Origin of the sequence: Rhodobacter viridis, from assembly GCF_003217355.1 — a bacterium.
In the GTDB taxonomy this organism is placed as follows: Bacteria; Pseudomonadota; Alphaproteobacteria; order Rhodobacterales; family Rhodobacteraceae; genus Rhodobacter; species Rhodobacter viridis.
In genome coordinates this window covers 79,047-94,358 of record NZ_QJTK01000001.1, presented here as the reverse complement: position 1 = coordinate 94,358, position 15,312 = coordinate 79,047, and the positions used below count along the sequence as shown (strand labels likewise).

At 66.2% G+C, this 15,312-nt stretch carries 15 protein-coding genes; 13 read left to right on the top strand and 2 right to left on the bottom strand.

What is annotated here, in order from left to right; genetic code table 11:
• The first annotated feature begins 116 nt into the window (after positions 1–116).
• On the top strand, positions 117–833 hold the full coding sequence (gene lexA / locus C8J30_RS00420) for a transcriptional repressor LexA (RefSeq protein ID WP_110803766.1): 717 nt from the start codon (positions 117–119) through the stop codon (positions 831–833).
• Here lexA and C8J30_RS00415 read toward each other — a convergent pair.
• Positions 827–2,962: a ComEC/Rec2 family competence protein gene (locus C8J30_RS00415; RefSeq protein WP_181420721.1), complete on the bottom strand. Its 2,136-nt coding sequence runs from the start codon at positions 2,960–2,962 to the stop codon at positions 827–829. The two genes, lexA and C8J30_RS00415, sit on opposite strands and share 7 nt — an antisense overlap.
• A gap of 136 nt (positions 2,963–3,098) precedes the next feature.
• Between C8J30_RS00415 and gltX the strand changes: the two genes are divergently transcribed.
• From gltX to C8J30_RS00395, 5 genes are all read left to right on the top strand, one after another.
• The gene (gene gltX, locus C8J30_RS00410; protein WP_110803764.1) at positions 3,099–4,499 is read left to right on the top strand and encodes a glutamate--tRNA ligase; all 1,401 of its coding nucleotides are present in this window, start codon (positions 3,099–3,101) and stop codon (positions 4,497–4,499) included.
• 101 nt (positions 4,500–4,600) lie between these two features.
• Positions 4,601–5,896 carry a citrate synthase gene (gltA, locus tag C8J30_RS00405; RefSeq protein WP_110803763.1) on the top strand — a complete coding sequence of 432 codons (1,296 nt, stop codon included), beginning with the start codon at positions 4,601–4,603 and terminating at the stop codon, positions 5,894–5,896.
• Positions 5,897–5,946: 50 nt separating this feature from the next.
• A complete protein-coding gene (locus C8J30_RS19455; protein WP_220033681.1) occupies positions 5,947–6,327 on the top strand; it encodes a WYL domain-containing protein in 381 nt (126 codons plus the stop codon).
• 24 nt (positions 6,328–6,351) lie between these two features.
• On the top strand, positions 6,352–6,591 hold the full coding sequence (locus tag C8J30_RS19450) for a WCX domain-containing protein (RefSeq protein ID WP_220033680.1): 240 nt from the start codon (positions 6,352–6,354) through the stop codon (positions 6,589–6,591).
• Positions 6,592–6,789: 198 nt separating this feature from the next.
• Positions 6,790–7,635: a M10 family metallopeptidase C-terminal domain-containing protein gene (locus tag C8J30_RS00395; RefSeq protein ID WP_181420720.1), complete on the top strand. Its 846-nt coding sequence runs from the start codon at positions 6,790–6,792 to the stop codon at positions 7,633–7,635.
• Positions 7,636–7,920: 285 nt separating this feature from the next.
• On the opposite strand, the gene C8J30_RS18985 is transcribed toward C8J30_RS00395, so the two are convergent.
• Positions 7,921–8,091: a helix-turn-helix domain-containing protein gene (locus C8J30_RS18985; protein WP_245909676.1), complete on the bottom strand. Its 171-nt coding sequence runs from the start codon at positions 8,089–8,091 to the stop codon at positions 7,921–7,923.
• A gap of 774 nt (positions 8,092–8,865) precedes the next feature.
• On the opposite strand from C8J30_RS18985, the gene C8J30_RS18480 reads away from it, so the two are divergent.
• The 7 genes from C8J30_RS18480 (at position 8,866) to C8J30_RS00360 (ending at position 15,150) form a co-directional block, all read left to right on the top strand.
• Positions 8,866–9,006 (top strand): hypothetical protein, encoded by a 141-nt coding sequence (locus C8J30_RS18480; protein WP_181420719.1) that lies wholly within the window; start codon positions 8,866–8,868, stop codon positions 9,004–9,006.
• Between the two features lie 477 nt (positions 9,007–9,483).
• Positions 9,484–10,854, top strand: a complete 1,371-nt coding sequence (locus C8J30_RS00385; protein ID WP_110803761.1) for an LLM class flavin-dependent oxidoreductase — start codon at positions 9,484–9,486, stop codon at positions 10,852–10,854.
• Positions 10,855–11,706, top strand: a complete 852-nt coding sequence (locus C8J30_RS00380; RefSeq protein WP_110803760.1) for an ABC transporter permease — start codon at positions 10,855–10,857, stop codon at positions 11,704–11,706.
• Positions 11,707–11,740: 34 nt separating this feature from the next.
• Positions 11,741–12,721 carry an ABC transporter substrate-binding protein gene (locus tag C8J30_RS00375; protein ID WP_110803759.1) on the top strand — a complete coding sequence of 327 codons (981 nt, stop codon included), beginning with the start codon at positions 11,741–11,743 and terminating at the stop codon, positions 12,719–12,721.
• 88 nt (positions 12,722–12,809) lie between these two features.
• Positions 12,810–13,541: an ABC transporter ATP-binding protein gene (locus C8J30_RS00370; RefSeq protein WP_245909675.1), complete on the top strand. Its 732-nt coding sequence runs from the start codon at positions 12,810–12,812 to the stop codon at positions 13,539–13,541.
• A 454-nt stretch (positions 13,542–13,995) separates the two neighbouring features.
• Entirely contained in the window at positions 13,996–14,469 is a 474-nt protein-coding gene (locus C8J30_RS00365) for an Lrp/AsnC family transcriptional regulator (protein ID WP_110803757.1), read from the top strand.
• A 132-nt stretch (positions 14,470–14,601) separates the two neighbouring features.
• Complete coding sequence (locus C8J30_RS00360; protein WP_110803756.1) at positions 14,602–15,150, top strand: RBBP9/YdeN family alpha/beta hydrolase; 549 nt, start codon at positions 14,602–14,604, stop codon at positions 15,148–15,150.
• Positions 15,151–15,312: the final 162 nt, after the last annotated feature.

Genomic DNA, 15,312 nt, shown 5'->3' with positions numbered 1-15,312 from the left:
GCCACAACCCTTGCCAGTGCATTAACGCCGAGCCCGGGGGTGTCATTGACACGAAACGGGAACGGGGTTAGAACACTTGCGGAACGTCGGGCACTGACGCGAGCGGGGGCAACCGGATGCTGACACACAAGCAATTGGAACTCTTGGATTTCATCCAGAAGCGCATGGCGCGGGATGGGGTTCCGCCGTCGTTCGACGAAATGAAGGATGCGCTCGATCTGCGCTCGAAATCGGGGATCCACCGGCTGATCACGGCGCTCGAGGAACGCGGCTTCATCCGGCGCCTGGCGCATCGCGCGCGGGCGCTGGAAATCGTCAAGCTGCCCGAGTCGATGGAACGCGCGGTCGAGGCGGAACGCGGGCTGCAGACCCAGCCGGGCTTCAACCCGACGGTGATCCCGGGCAGCCGGATCGATCCGCCGCGCGGCGCGATGGAGGTTTCGGCCGCGGCGCTGGAGATCCCGATGATGGGGCGCATCGCGGCGGGTGTGCCGATCGAGGCGATTGCCGAGGTCGCCCATAACGTTACCGTTCCGGGCTCGATGCTCGCGGGTCGGGGCGAGCATTATGCGCTTGAAATCAAGGGCGATTCCATGATCGAGGCGGGGATCAACGATGGCGACATCGTGGTGATCCGCAGCCAGTCGACGGCAGAGAATGGCGATATCGTCGTCGCGCTGATCGAGGATCACGAGGCGACGCTGAAGCGCTATCACCGCCGCGGCGGGATGATTGCGCTTGAAGCCGCGAACCCGGCCTATGAGACGCGGCTTTTGCGCGAAGATCAGGTGAAGGTGCAGGGCCGTCTGGTCGGGCTCATTCGCAGCTACTGATCGCCCTCGGGTGAGTTCGAGTCTGGCGCCGTCCGGTTTGCGGGCGGCGTTTTGCGTTTCGGACGATCGGTCCAGAGCCGGTGCCCGGCCTCGGTCCGGGCCGCGCGGCTCTGCCCCAGCGCATCAAAAGCAAGCGCCCCGGTGCGGGCCAGCCTGCGGGCGTCGTAAAGCTGGCAATCGCCCTTGAACCCCTCGGGTGCGATCGTATCAAGAACGACCAAGGCCCCGTCCCGGCAGGTTTTTTCCAGATTTGCGAGCGCCGATTTGCCGCTTAGATGCCAAAGCGCCCTGCCCTGCCACGCGGCCTGCCTGACCCCCTTCGGACCGCTGAACCCCGCCCGCGCCACGGCCTCTTTCGGGGTCACGGCATCGCCATCGGCCTCAAGCCAGCCCTCGGCGGTGAAGCTGGGCGCGGCTTTCGACAGTGCCCGCCCCTCGGGCGTCATCAGGCCGACAAGGGCGCCTTCGGGGGCGATGAGCAGCGCGGGACGCGAGGCGAGCCCCCAGCCCGCGAAAGCAAGCAGCAGAACCGCGACCATCGCCGAGCGGAACGCCCCGCGCGAGAGCACCGCCGCCCCGGCAGCAAGGGCCAGCACAGGCAGCACCCAGCCGGGCGGCTCGGGCAGGAAGGTCTGCGCCCCGGCAAGCCCCGCGACGAACTCGGCCACCGCCAGCACCCATTCGGTCCCAAGCCCCATCAGCCAGAGCGCCGGACCGGCAAGACCCAGGGGCGCCAGCACGGCGGCCAGCACGCCCGCGGGCATCACCACGATCCCCATCACCGGCACGGCGAGCAGATTCGCCAGAATGCCGTATTGCGACATCCGCCCGAAATGCGCCGCGGCGATCGGCGCCGTCGCCAGTCCCGCGACGAGCGAGGTCAGCACCAGCATGATCACCGGCCGCAACACCCAGGGCAGGCGGTGGTGATGCGCCGCCCAGGGCGCCGCCATCAGGATCAGCGCCACGGTCGCGGCGAAGGACATCTGAAATCCGGGGCCGGTCAGCGCCTCGGGCCACAGAAGCAAAAGGAAAATCGCCGCGAGCGCGACCGTGTGCAAGCTCAGCGCGCGACGATCAACGAGGATCGCGCTCAGCATCACCGCGGTCATGATCCAGGCGCGTTGCGTCGCGATATCGCCGCCCGAAACCCAAAGATAAAGCGTCGAGGCCGCCAGCGCGACGGCGGCGGCGATCTTCTTCGTCGGCCAGATCAGCGCGAAGGGGCCGATCAACGCCAGCCCCCAGCGCAGCGCCCCAAAGACGAAGCCTGCCAGCATCCCCATGTGCAGCCCGGAAATCGAGACGATGTGATAGAGGTTCGAGGCCCGCATGGTGGCATTCGTCGCCTCGGCAATGCCCGAGCGATCGCCCGTCATCAACGCCGCCGCGACCGCCCCGGCCTGACCGCCGATGTGCGCCTGCATCGCCGCCGAGAGCCGCATCCGCACCCGATGCGCGGCCAACCCCCAATCCTCCGCGGGCGGGGCAATCACCACCACCGGGCTGCGGGTGTAGCCAAGCGCCCCCAGCCCCTCGAACCAGGCGTTGCGGCGAAAATCCCAGGCGCCGGGGGCGATCGGCTCGGCGGGGGGGCTGAGATGTGCAGTCGTCGCGACGCGCAAACCCGGCTCGGGCGCAAGGCGGGCGATATCGCCATGCAGCGCGATGCGGATCTTGGCGGGCCGGGCCTCGGGCGCGACCCTGGAAAGGGTCACCTGATCCAGCGTCAACCGGATCACGTCGCGGGCCGAGCGGTCGATGCCGATGATCCGCCCCTCGACCGGGCCGTAATAGTTGAACCCAAGCACCGGAGCCGCCACCGCATGCGCGCGCCAGCTGGCCGACATCAACCCGAGCGCCGCCATCACCAGAAGCGTCGCGGGCAGATGCAGGAAGCCCGGGCCGCGCAGCCAGACAAGCACCGCCAGCACGATGACAAGGGCCGCCCCGGCAAAGACGGGCACGCCGGGCTCGAAGGGCAACAGGAAATAAAGCCCGACGCCGGTCCCAAGCCCCAAAGGCGCCCAGAGCACCCAATCGAGCTGCGCCCGATCAAGCGCCGCCAAGGGATCGGCCAATCCCCCCCAGAGCCCCGAAAGCCGGAGCCTTGTTGCGCCGGGGTGCATGGGGGATGCCTGCGCCACTTGTCCTGTCGCCCTCTCCTGCATTAGAGAAACCCTCAAGCAAGCCTACGGGCTTCATGGTTTCCAAAAGGTTAAAACGCGCCCTCCGGCGGTCCCGGAGCCCGCGAGAAAGGCCGCAATGTCGCAAAAGATCGTCACCCGTTTCGCCCCCTCGCCCACCGGCTATCTGCATATCGGCGGCGCCCGGACGGCGCTGTTCAACTGGCTGTTTGCCCGCGGTCACGGCGGCACCTTCCTTTTGCGGATCGAGGATACCGACCGCGCCCGCTCGACCCCCGAGGCGACGGCAGCGATCCTGAAGGGGCTCGACTGGCTCGGCCTCGATTTCGACGGCGAGGTGGTGAGCCAGTTCGACCGTGCGCCGCGGCACGCCGAAGTCGCGCGCGAGATGCTGGCGCGGGGCGCGGCCTACAAGTGCTTCTCGAGCCAGGACGAGATCGAAGCCTTCCGCGAGGCCGCAAGGGCCGAGGGGAAATCGACGCTGTTTCAAAGCCCCTGGCGCGATGCCGACCCGTCGACGCACCCGGATGCGCCCTATGCAATCCGCCTGAAGGCGCCGCGCGACGGCGCGACGGTGATTGCCGACAAGGTGCAGGGCGAGGTCACGGTGCGGAACGACCAGCTCGACGATATGGTTTGTTTACGCTCGGATGGTACACCTACCTACATGCTTGCCGTCGTCGTCGATGACCACGACATGGGCGTGACCCATATCATCCGGGGCGACGACCATCTGATCAACGCGGCGCGGCAGATGCAGGTGTATCACGCGATGGGCTGGGAGGTGCCGGTGTTCGCGCATATCCCGCTGATCCATGGCCCCGACGGCAAGAAACTGTCCAAGCGTCACGGCGCGGTGGGCCTCGAGGAATATCAGGCGATGGGCTACCCGGCCGCGGGCATGCGCAACTATCTGGCGCGTCTGGGCTGGAGCCACGGCGATGACGAGGTCTTCACTGACGCGCAGGCGCAGGAGTGGTTCGAACTGGAGGGAATCGGGCGTGCGCCGTCGCGGCTCGATTTCAAGAAGCTCGAAAATGTCTGCGGCCATCACATGGGCCAGATCGCCGATGACGCCTTGATCGCCCAGATTTCGGGCTATCTGGAGGCGGCGCACCAGCCTGCGCTGACGCAGGCCCAATCTGCAGCTTTGCACAAGGCGCTGCCCGTGGTGAAATCGGGGGCGAAAACCTTCGGCCAATTGCTCGAAAAGGCCCGTTTCGCCCTGATCTCCCGCCCCGTCGAGATCGACGAGAAGGCGATGGGATCGCTCGATCCGGTATCCCGTGGTATACTGAAAGAATTGACGCCGCAGTTGCAAAATGCTAGCTGGGTGCGAGAGGAGCTCGAAAGCGTGGTCGCGCGTGTGGCCGAGGCGCATGGACTGGGCCTTGGCAAGATCGCGGCGCCCTTGCGGGCAGCGCTGGCGGGACGGGCGGCAACGCCCTCGGTCTTCGACATGATGGAATTGCTGGGCCGCGAGGAAGTGCTGGCCCGGCTGAGTGATCAGGCGGCCTGAGGCCGGGCCGCCCTCTCCCGCAGCCGGTTCGTCGGGAACCGGCGCGCGGGAACCGGGAAGGATGCACCGGCGTGGCCCGCCGGATGAATGGAGAGGGAACCATGGCTGAAACGAAACGCACGGCAACGCTGACGCTTGACGGCAAGACCTACGATCTGCCGGTGCTGTCGCCCTCGGTGGGGCCGGATGTGCTCGACATCCGCAAGCTTTATGCGCAGGCCGACGTCTTCACCTTCGACCCCGGCTTCACCTCGACGGCGGCTTGCGAGTCGGAAATCACCTATATCGACGGCGACAAGGGTGAGCTTCTTTACCGCGGTTACCCGATCGAGGAACTTGCCGAAAAGTCGCACTACCTTGAAGTCTGCTACCTGCTTTTGAACGGCGAGCTGCCGACCGAGAAGCAGATGACCGATTTCGAATACCGGATCACCCGGCACACGATGCTGCACGAACAGATCCACATGTTCTTCCGCGGCTTCCGTCGGGACAGCCACCCGATGGCGACGATGGTGGGTGTCGTCGGCGCGATGTCGGCCTTCTATCACGACTCCCTCGACATCAACGACCCGTGGCAGCGTGAAGTCGCCGCGATGCGGATGATCGCGAAACTGCCGACGATCGCCGCGATGGCCTATAAATATTCGATCGGCCAGCCCTTCGTCTATCCGCGCAACGATCTCGATTACGCGGCGAACTTCCTGCACATGTGCTTCTCGGTCCCCGCCGAACCCTATGTGGTGAAACCGGAACTGGCCAAGGCCATGGACCGGATCATGATGCTGCATGCCGATCACGAGCAGAACGCCTCGACCTCGACGGTGCGTCTGGCGGGCTCGTCGGGGGCGAACCCCTTCGCCTGCGTCGCAGCCGGGATCGCCTGCCTTTGGGGGCCGGCGCATGGCGGGGCGAACCAGGCCTGTCTGGAAATGCTGCGCGAAATCGGCTCTGTGGACCGGATCCCGGAATATATCCGCCGCGCCAAGGACAAGAACGACCCGTTCCGCCTGATGGGCTTTGGCCACCGCGTCTACAAGAACTTCGACCCGCGCGCCAAGGTGATGAAGGAATCGGCCGACGAGGTGCTTGACCTTCTGGGCGTGCACGACAACCCGATCCTGCAAGTCGCCAAGGAACTGGAACGGATCGCACTCGAGGACGAATATTTCGTCTCGAAAAAGCTTTACCCGAACGTCGACTTCTACTCGGGGATCATCCTCGAGGCGATGGGCTTCCCCACCGCGATGTTCACCCCGATCTTTGCGCTGTCGCGCACCGTGGGCTGGATTTCGCAATGGAAGGAAATGCTTGGCGATCCGACGGGCAAGATCGGCCGTCCGCGCCAGCTTTACACCGGCAAGGTGCAGCGCGAATACGTTCCGGTGCCGAAGCGCTGAGCGACAGGTCACGACTGAAAAAGGCCGGGGGAAACCCCGGCCTTTTGGTCATGTGCCTTGGTTCGATCCGACGAAATCCGGCTCCGGCACGCAAGCGGACCGGGCGGATCGACCCGGGCACGCTCGACCGGCTGCAGCTGCGCCCCGAAACCGCGATCGAGGCACTCGACATCGCCGGGTGCGAGGCCGTGGCCGAGGGGCGGCTGCGGGTGCGCTACAAATCCGACGAGGCGCGCGCGCGGGTGCTGGAACCGCATGGGGTTCTGCTCGGCCATCGCACCTATCTGGTGGCCCGCGACCCGGCCAAGGGCGCTCTGATCCGCACCTTCCGGCTGGATCAGATTCTCTCGGCCGAGGTGCTTGACGAGAGTTTCGCGATGGACCCGGCGTTCTCGATGGAGCGGTTCGCCGCGCGCTCCTACGGCGTCTGACAGGACCCGGCACAGTTCGGCCCGGTGGTCTGGCACTTTGCCCCGCACGCTGCCGAACGCGCGGCGGGGTTCCGCTTCCACCCCTCGCAACGGCTGGAGCGGCAGAAGGACGGCAGCCTGATCGTGCGCTTCGAGGCGGCGGGATGGCTCGAAATGGCCTGGCACCTCTATCAATGGGGCGATGCGGTCAAGGTGCTGGAGCCCGAGGGCCAGCGCGCGCGGGTCGAGGGCCACCGGCGGGGTGATTTCAGCTCGATGCCTTGAGGCGGCGTGCGTTGATCCTGCGGCTGCGACGCCATACGCAGGTGCTTATTTACCATCGCGTACCACGGCCGATGGATGGAACGCGGCGCGAAGAGGCGCGAGGGTCTGGCGTGCCGAACAGTTCGGCATCTCATCTGCGGCGCCGCAGATCGCCGCGCCGCGAAGTTTTCGGATCAAACCTTGCGAAGGGAGACTCCCATGGCAGACGTCACCTATTTCCCGGGCAACGACCTCTATCTCTCACCAAATCAGACCTTCGACATCACTTCGATCGTCGCCAAGCGCGTCCTCAATTTCGTGCTGCATTACTCCTTCTGTACCGATGGCACGATGTTCGTGATCCGCAGCACGGCCGTGCCCGACACCAATGGCGCGCCGGTGATGCGGATCGTGGGCTGGGACCATTACAGCGGCGCGGATCTGCTGCAATCGGCGGTGACGGATCTGCCGTTGCAGCCCTTCCTCGACATGCTGGCGAGCCGCAATCCGTCCAGCGTGCGCGCGTTCACCTGGTTGACGGGCACGGATGACGTTCTGACCGGGTCCGAAGGTCGGGACGTGATGCGGGGCCTTGGCGGGAATGACACGCTGAACGGCGGCCTTGATAACGACAAGCTCTTTGGCGGCAAGGGCGACGACCTGATTCAGGGCGATCTAGGACGGGACAGCTTGCAGGGCGAGGCGGGCAACGACACGCTGGATGGCGGCAAGGGCATCGATGTCCTGAAGGGCGGCGACGGCGCGGATGTCTTTCTGTTCCACGGCATCAGCGACGGCGGCGACAAGATCAGCGATTTCGTTTCGGGCATCGATCATATTGCCCTTGAGGCGGCGAATTTCGGCTTTGCGCGCCTCGTGGCGGGGGGGAATTTCCTCGTTGGCGAAAGCGCGGTCGCGGTCAGTGCGGCCCCGACGCTGATCTATCACAGCGCCTCCGGGATCTTGTCCTATGATGCGGATGGCACCGGCGGGATGGCCGAGACGACGCTGGCGAAGCTCGTCAACGCCCCCGCCCTGACGGTGGATGATTTCCTGCTGTTCTGAACCTGTGACATCGGTCCGGGCGGGCGGCAAAGGCGCGGTCCAAGGCTATGCGCGGGCAAAGACAATGCGCGCACATAGGCCCGGCCCGGCGTTCGCCAGATCGGCCTCGGGAATGCCGGGACGTCGTCGCGGACCTCCGCACCACCTCGGCGTCGTTGCGCAAAAGCGCCCGCCGGATCTGCGCGGTTTGAAGCGCATAGGCGCGCATCCCCGCCCCCAAAGCCGCGCCGACGAACACCGCCGGGATCGCCAGCGCGAAGCGCATCAAGGCGGACAGACGCGCCCTCATGGCGGGTCGAACACGTCGCCGATGCCATGCAGCCTGGTCAGGTACGGCTTGGCAAAGGGCTTGCCGATCTTGCCGCGCAACCGGCTGACATGGGGTTCGACGACGCTGGTCTTCGGATCGAAATGGATGTCCCAGACCGCTTCGAGCAGGATCGTTTGCGTCTGCACTCGACCGGGCGCTCCATGAAAGGGCGCAGCAGCATGAAACGACGGGGTTGCAGGTCGATGCGCTGGCCCGCGCGCCAGACCTCGCGCCCGTCGCCCGTCGCCCGTCGCCCATCGCCGAGCAGATCGGCCGAATGGCCCTCGGCCAACAGCCCCTTGCGCAGACAGGCGCCGGTCTTGGCATCGTCTTCGGCAATCAGGATCTTCATTCTGCCTGCCTTTCTCCTCGGCCTCGGCCCTTGCTTACGCGCGGCGACGCCGCCCCGCACCTTACCGAATGGCAAGAGCACCGCGAGGTGAAGCCTTGGCCGGGCGGGCATTGCTGCCGGATCGCCGATCTTGAAACACTGCGGGACGCGAGTGAACCGACGCTCTCGCCAGCCGATCCGGCCGCCCCGTATCCTGTCGCGTCTGCGGCCTTTGTTTGCTGGCCTTGCCGGGAAGCGATGGAGGGCCCCCGCCCCCTCCCGGGAGCGCGCAGATGGAAACTGTTCCGCACGTCATGGGCAGCAGGACGATGATGGCCGCGATCGCCGTCGTTTGTGGCGTGCTCGGACGGGCACCTTGGTCGATGCGGGAGCGTCAGCTGCTTTTGGGTGCCGCCTTCGGGCTGAGAGGCGGTGTTTTCGATGCGGCAACCAGCCTTCGTTTTCGAAGATGCGAAACTCGATTGCCGGACCCTGTTCATCGGCTTTGCCGGGGCTTTCGTCGGGCCCGAGGGCATCTTGCTGTCGGGGGCGCTGGCTGCGGCCGGGAGGGCTCTCGATCAGCCCCCATTTGGCGGCCCTTCCGGGCCGTTTCGCGCTGGCGCTTTCTGGCCTCCTTGGGCTCGGCTGGGCCCAGCTTGCGCCCCGGATCGCGCAGGGGCATCTGCGCTGTCTGATGCTGGGCGCTTTCATCGACCGCAAGCGGCGGTAACCGATGCGCCGACCGGGCTCTTGAACCGGCGCTTCTGCTCGATCTCGCTCATTTCAAGCAGGTGAACCACCGTTTCGGCCAGCCTGCGGGGGAGAGGATCGACAACGGAAAGCTCAGGGAAGGAAATTCCGCCTCGACCTCCGGCCAAAGAAGCCGGCTGTCGTCATGCCCCGGAAATTTGGAATGGCTCCAAAGCGTGCGCGATGCCACATTACACGATAAGATAACTCGTGTTTTGGAGCCGCCATGTCCCCGCTTCTCTCCCCTTTGCGCCGCGTCGGGTGTTTCGGCGCGCTCGGCCGAGCGGCAACGCCCCGCGCACGGGCCGGTCTGACGCTGGCCAAGGCGCCGGCAATCCCGCTTGACGATCAACCCGCACCGGCGCGCGCCGCCGCCTGATCCCTCTGCCCTTTCCCCAGCTTCTCCCCCGTCGCCGCAAGCGACGGGCCCCTTTCTTGCACGCTCAGGAGTTCCCTCATGACCACGAATACCCCCGCGAACCGCAAACTGCGCCTTGGCGCCTTCCTGCCCGGTGGCGGCCAGCACATCGCCGCCTGGCGCCAGCCCGATCAACCCGCCGACGGGGCGACGAACCTCGGCTTTCACATCCAGCTTGCCAAGGAGGCCGAGCGCGGACTGTTCGACGCCTATTTCCTGGCCGATGGCCTCTCGGTCAGCTTCGGCGGCGGCATCGAGGGCGGCAATGCCAAGGTGGCGGGCTTCGAGCCGGTGACGCTCTTTGCCGCGCTCGCGAGCCACACGAAACACCTCGGCTTCATCGCCACCGCCTCGACCACCTACGAGGAACCCTACACGCTGGCGCGCAAATTCGCCTCGCTCGACCTGATCACCGAGGGGCGCGCGGGCTGGAACGTCGTCACGACGACGGGCGATGCCACGGCGCAGAATTTCAACCGCGACACCCAACCGCCGCATGCCGCCCGCTATGCCCGCGCACATGAACATGTCGATGTGGTGAAGGGCCTGTGGGACAGTTTCGAGGACGACGCCTTTGTGCGCGACAAGGACACCGGCCGGTTCTTCGATCCGGCGAAGGTGCATGCGATCCACCACAAGGGCACGCATTTTCAGGTCAAGGGGCCGCTCAACGTCTCGCGCAGCCCGCAGGGCCATCCGGTGATCGTGCAGGCGGGGCAGTCGGAAGACGGCCGCAGCTTTGCCGCCACCCATGCCGAGGTGATCTTCACCGCGCATCAACACCTTGAAACGGCGCAGGAATTCTATCGCGACATCAAGGCCCGCGCGCGCGGCCTCGGGCGCAACCCGGATCATGTGCTGATCATGCCGGGCGTCTCGCCCTTCGTCGGGCGAACCGTTGAGGAAGCGCAGGAGAAATACGACCGACTGACCGCGCTCATCCTGCCCGAGGACGGCGTCGGCTTGCTCAACGGTCTGACTGGCGGCACGCTGGATCTGAGCGGCTACGATCTGGACGGGCCGCTGCCGCCCGCGCCGCCCACCGAGGGGATGAAGTCGCGTCAGGCGCTGATCCGCGCCATCGCCGATGAACACGGTTTCACCATCCGCCAGCTTTACCAATGGGTTGCCTCGGCACGCGGGCATCTGACGCTGGTCGGCACGCCCCAAAGCATCGCCGATACCTTGCAGGAGTGGTTCGAAAACGACGGCGCCGACGGCTTCAACATCCTGCCGCCGTGGCTGCCCACCGGCTTGACCGATTTCGTCGATCTGGTGATCCCCGAATTGCAGCGCCGCGGCCTGTTCCGCACCGCATACGAGGGCCGCACCCTGCGCGAGAACCTCGGCCTGCCCTTCCCCGAAACCCGCTGGGCGCTGGCCCGGCACAGCACCCAGGCGGCGGAATAGATGGCATTTCAAGGACTTGAAATCTCGGTGACGCCGGTCGCAAGACCGGATGGCCCGCCGCCCCCGCTCTCCGGCGCAAACCTGCGCCGGGGCCTTGAGGCCAGCGCGCGGCTTGCCACCCGCTACGGGCTGCTCCTGGGCTTCCTTGGGGTCTGGCAAGTCGCCTCGACGGCTGGCTGGCTCAACCCCTCGGTCTTTCCGCCGCTCGACCGGATCGTGACGACACTGGCCGAGGGGATCCTCTCGGGCGCGCTGCTCGATGACATCGCGATCAGCCTGCAGCGGGCGGGGATCGCCTTTGCCGCCTCGGTCGCGGTGGGGGTGCCGCTTGGCCTTGCGATGGGGCAAATGCCGGTGGTCGAGCGCGCGCTGGACCCGATCTTGCAGCTCTTTCGCCAAACCTCGGCCTTGGCGCTTTATCCGGTCTTCATCCTGCTTCTGGGGCTGGGCGAAACCTCGAAGGTCTTCGTGATCTTCTGGGCGAGCCTGTTCCCGATCCTGCTCGCCACGATCGGCGGGGTGAAGCAGGTCGATGGCAAACTGCTTGAAATGGCGCGCAGTTTCGGCGCCGGGCGGCTCACGCTCTTCGGCCGGGTGATCCTGCCCGCCGCCGTGCCCGCGATCTTTGTCGGGCTGCGGCTCTCAGGCACCACCGCGCTGTTGCTTCTGATCGCGGCCGAGATGATCGGCGCGAACAAGGGCCTCGGCTTTCAGGTGATGAACGCGCAGTTCAACTTCCGCACCGATCTGATGTTCGCCGCGATCTTCCTTTTGGCCTTCATCGGGCTCGCGCTGAACGCCGCCCTTGTCGCCGCGCAGGCCCGGTTCTGCCGCTGGTCCGAGCCGCGCTGACCCCTTCCCTTCCTTCCCAACGAAAGACAAACCCATGACCCATCTTCGCTCCCTCGCCCTTGCCGCACTCCTGTCCGGTACCGCACTTTCCGCAGCCGCTGATCCGGTGACGCTGCGCTACCTTCCGAACCATGGCGGGCTTGCCGCTTTTGAGCTGGCCGACGAGCTTGGGTATTACAAGGAGGCCGGGATCACGCTGGAGAACCTCGGCTATGCCACGGGCGGGCCGGAAACGCTGATCGCGCTTGCGGGCGGCAGCGCCGATATCGGCTCGGCCGCGACGCCCGCCGTGCTCAATTCCATCGCGGGCGGCAATGATTTCGTCGCCGTCTTCCCGACGAACGGCATCAATGATCAGTCGCAGTCGATCTTCTACGTGCTGAACGACAGCCCGATCAAGACCATCGCCGATCTGCCCGGCCATACGATCGCGGTGAACACGCTCGGCGCGCATCTGGATTATGTCGTGCGCGAGGCGCTGCATCAGAAAGGACTGCCCGAGGATGCCGCGAACCTGATCGTCGTGCCCGGGCCGCAGCTGGAACAGGTGCTGCGCGCGGGGCAGGTCGATGTCTCGGCCTTCGGCTACTGGCAGACCACCTTCGAGGGCGCGGCGCGAAAGACAGGCGGCATCCGGGCGGTCTTTGACGATACCGATGTTTTGGGCGACATCGCGGGCGGCTTTGCCGTGCTGCGCCGCGACTGGATCGACGCCCATCCGAAAGAGACCCGCGCCTTTGTCGATGGCGCGACGAAGGCGCTCGACTATGCCCGCACCCACCCCGAGGAAACCAAGGCGATCTTTGCCCGCGTGCTTGAGGAACGTGGCGAAAATCCCGAGGTGGCGCAGTATTTTGCCGGCTATGGCGTGCGCGAAGGCGGCCTTGCGACGGAACGCGACGTGCAGTTCTGGATCGATATCCTGACGCGCGAGGGCAAGATTGCGCCCGGCAAGATCGCGGCGAAGGACATCCTTTATCAATCGGCCGAAGCCCCGGCCCCGACCACGAACTGAGGCAGAGATGGCCCCGACCGCTCCTCCCTCCTCCCCATCGGGGACCGATCTGCCCCGGACCCTCGCCGCATCCCGCGGCGAGGTTTCGGTGCGGGATCTCTACAAGTCCTTCACCCTCAACCGCGCGGCGCTGGCCGTGCTGCGCGGGCTGAACCTCTCCGTCGCGGGCGGCGAAAGCCTCGCCATCGTCGGCCCCTCGGGCTGCGGCAAGACCACGCTTCTGCGGGTGCTCGCGGGGCTGGAAACCCCCGATCGCGGCAGCGTCCTGATCGACGGTCGCCCGGTCGTGGGCGTCGGTACCGAGCGCGCGATCATCTATCAGGAACCGCGGTTGCTGCCTTGGGCCAACGTGCTTGCAAACGTCGCCTTCGGGCTCGAGGTGCGCGGCACGCCCCGCGCCAGGGCCCGCGAACGGGCCCGGCATTACCTGCGCCTTGTCGGCCTCGAGGCCTTCGAGACCGCCCTGCCGCGGCAGCTCTCGGGCGGCATGGCGCAGCGCGTCGGCATTGCCCGGGCGCTGACCGTGCAGCCCGAGATTCTGCTGCTCGACGAACCCCTTGCCGCGCTCGATGCGATGACGAAGCTGACCGTTCAGGAAGAGCTGGCGCGGATCTGGGCCGAGGAAAAGGTGACGATGATCCTTGTCACCCATGACCTTGAAGAGGCGATCTATCTGGCCGACCGGGTGCTGGTGCTGTCGCGCGAGACCGAGCTGCCGCCCCGGCTGCTTGACGTCCCCCTGCCCCGGCCGCGCGATCGCAACGCCCCGGAGTTTGTCGCGCTGCGGCGCGATCTGATGCGCAGCTTCGGGCTGCACTGAACCGCAAAAAAAACCGCAGGCGAAACGTGCCGGGGGCAACCCTTTGCGCGGGCCCGCGTTCACGGCGTAAGGCCGACAGACCAAAGAGGGATCGGGGCGCGCAAGCGCCCCATCAGCTTTCCGGGATCAAGGAACGCGCCTCGATCCGCCGAAGACGCGGGACGCGGTTGCGCAGGAAGGGTGCGGCCGAACAGTGCGGGTCTCGATCATCGCGACCGCGGAAAGCGCCGATCACCTCATGACAGCAGCCGAGCCAGAACAGCCCCGCAATTCGATGCGGCCCCGACAAGACCGGACCACCGCCGCAAAGACCTTGCGGATGCGGCTGCCGCCGCGGCCGCGGAACAGTGTCGATCTGCCCGAAATCGGATCTGGAGAATTATTCTCTATAATACCGGTAGACATTTACATCTTTGATGTCATTCTACGGCAAGACCACCGAAGGGAGAGATCGATGACCCAGCTTGACCTGATCGACCGCAAGATCGTCGCCGAACTGATGCGCGATGCGACACTGCCGGTGGCGCAGATCGCCGACCGGGTCGGGCTGTCGCAAACGCCATGCTGGAAGCGCATCCAGAAGCTCGAGGCCTCGGGCGTGATCGAGAAGCGCGTCGCCCTAGCCAATCCGCAGGCGCTGGGACTGGGGCTGACGGTCTTCGTGGCGATCGAGGCCCCCGATCATGGCCCGGACTGGCGCGACACCTTTGCCACCGAAGTCGCGAAACTGCCCGAAATCATGGAGGTCTGGCGCATGGCAGGCGAGATGGACTACCTGCTGCGCGTTTCGGTGCCCGACATGGCGGCCTATGACCTGCTTTATCGTCGGCTGACCGATGCCGTGCCGATCCGCAACATCACCTCGCATTTCGCGATGGAGCGGCTGCGATTCTCCACCGCCTATCCGATCGACACCAAGAGCTGGTGAGGCCAGGAACAGCGTCCTGCCCCGGCCGCGCAAAAGGGCAGGATCTTCTCTTTCTGCGCCGGTCTTTGGAACCCGCAATCACGACAGCCGTGGTAGATATTAGGGAACAGAAACCGGACCCCGGAGGTTCCCATGATCAAGACGCTGCTCGTTCCGGGCCTCGACGGCTCGCCGGCGCCGCACTGGCAGGATTGGTGGGCCGCCACCGATCCGACCGCGCTGATGGTCGATCTGCCCTGCCCCGACCGGCCGATGCCCGATCTTTGGGAGGCGGAACTGGCGGGGATGGTGCTGCAACACCCGAATGCTGTGCTGGTGGGTCACAGCCTTGGCGCCATCCTCGTGGCGCGGATGCTGGCGAAATGGCCGCAGATCGAGGTGCGGGCGGCGATGTTCGTGGCCCCGGCCGACACCCGCAGCACGCGCCGGATCGGCCATTTCGGCTCGCCCTCGCGCCGCCCGCTGCCGGTGCCGAGCATGGTCGTCGCCTCGCGCAATGATCCCTGGATGAGCTTTGCCCGCGCCGCGGAGCTGGCGACGGCCTGGGGTTCGGAACTCGTCGATCTGGGGGCGGCCGGGCACATCAATGTCGCCGCCGGGTTCGGCCCCTGGCCCGCGGGCAAGGCGCTGCGCGACCGGCTTCTGGCCCGCCTCCCCCAACCCGTGGAGAAAAGCGCATGAGACAGCTGTTCTGGCGCCCGCCCACCTTCGGCAACTGGCTGGTGCTCGGCCTGCTTCTGGCAGGCTGGGCCAGCCTGATCGCCGCGATCTTCCTGCACTGACCCTCAATAGGAGACCGACATGCTCGACGGACGCCTTGACCCCGACCTGATCCGTCTTCTG

Bases quoted from the DNA above. Each gene is read 5' to 3' on its own strand.
- C8J30_RS00385 (WP_110803761.1), top strand. From the start codon at position 9,484: ATGACCACGAATACCCCCGCGAACCGCAAACTGCGCCTTGGCGCCTTC.
- C8J30_RS00365 (WP_110803757.1), top strand. From the start codon at position 13,996: ATGACCCAGCTTGACCTGATCGACCGCAAGATCGTCGCCGAACTGATG.
- gltA (WP_110803763.1), top strand. From the start codon at position 4,601: ATGGCTGAAACGAAACGCACGGCAACGCTGACGCTTGACGGCAAGACC.
- C8J30_RS00375 (WP_110803759.1), top strand. From the start codon at position 11,741: ATGACCCATCTTCGCTCCCTCGCCCTTGCCGCACTCCTGTCCGGTACC.
- C8J30_RS19455 (WP_220033681.1), top strand. From the start codon at position 5,947: ATGTGCCTTGGTTCGATCCGACGAAATCCGGCTCCGGCACGCAAGCGG.
- C8J30_RS00380 (WP_110803760.1), top strand. From the start codon at position 10,855: ATGGCATTTCAAGGACTTGAAATCTCGGTGACGCCGGTCGCAAGACCG.
- gltX (WP_110803764.1), top strand. From the start codon at position 3,099: ATGTCGCAAAAGATCGTCACCCGTTTCGCCCCCTCGCCCACCGGCTAT.
- C8J30_RS00415 (WP_181420721.1), bottom strand. From the start codon at position 2,962: ATGCACCCCGGCGCAACAAGGCTCCGGCTTTCGGGGCTCTGGGGGGGA.
- C8J30_RS00395 (WP_181420720.1), top strand. From the start codon at position 6,790: ATGGCAGACGTCACCTATTTCCCGGGCAACGACCTCTATCTCTCACCA.
- C8J30_RS00360 (WP_110803756.1), top strand. From the start codon at position 14,602: ATGATCAAGACGCTGCTCGTTCCGGGCCTCGACGGCTCGCCGGCGCCG.
- lexA (WP_110803766.1), top strand. From the start codon at position 117: ATGCTGACACACAAGCAATTGGAACTCTTGGATTTCATCCAGAAGCGC.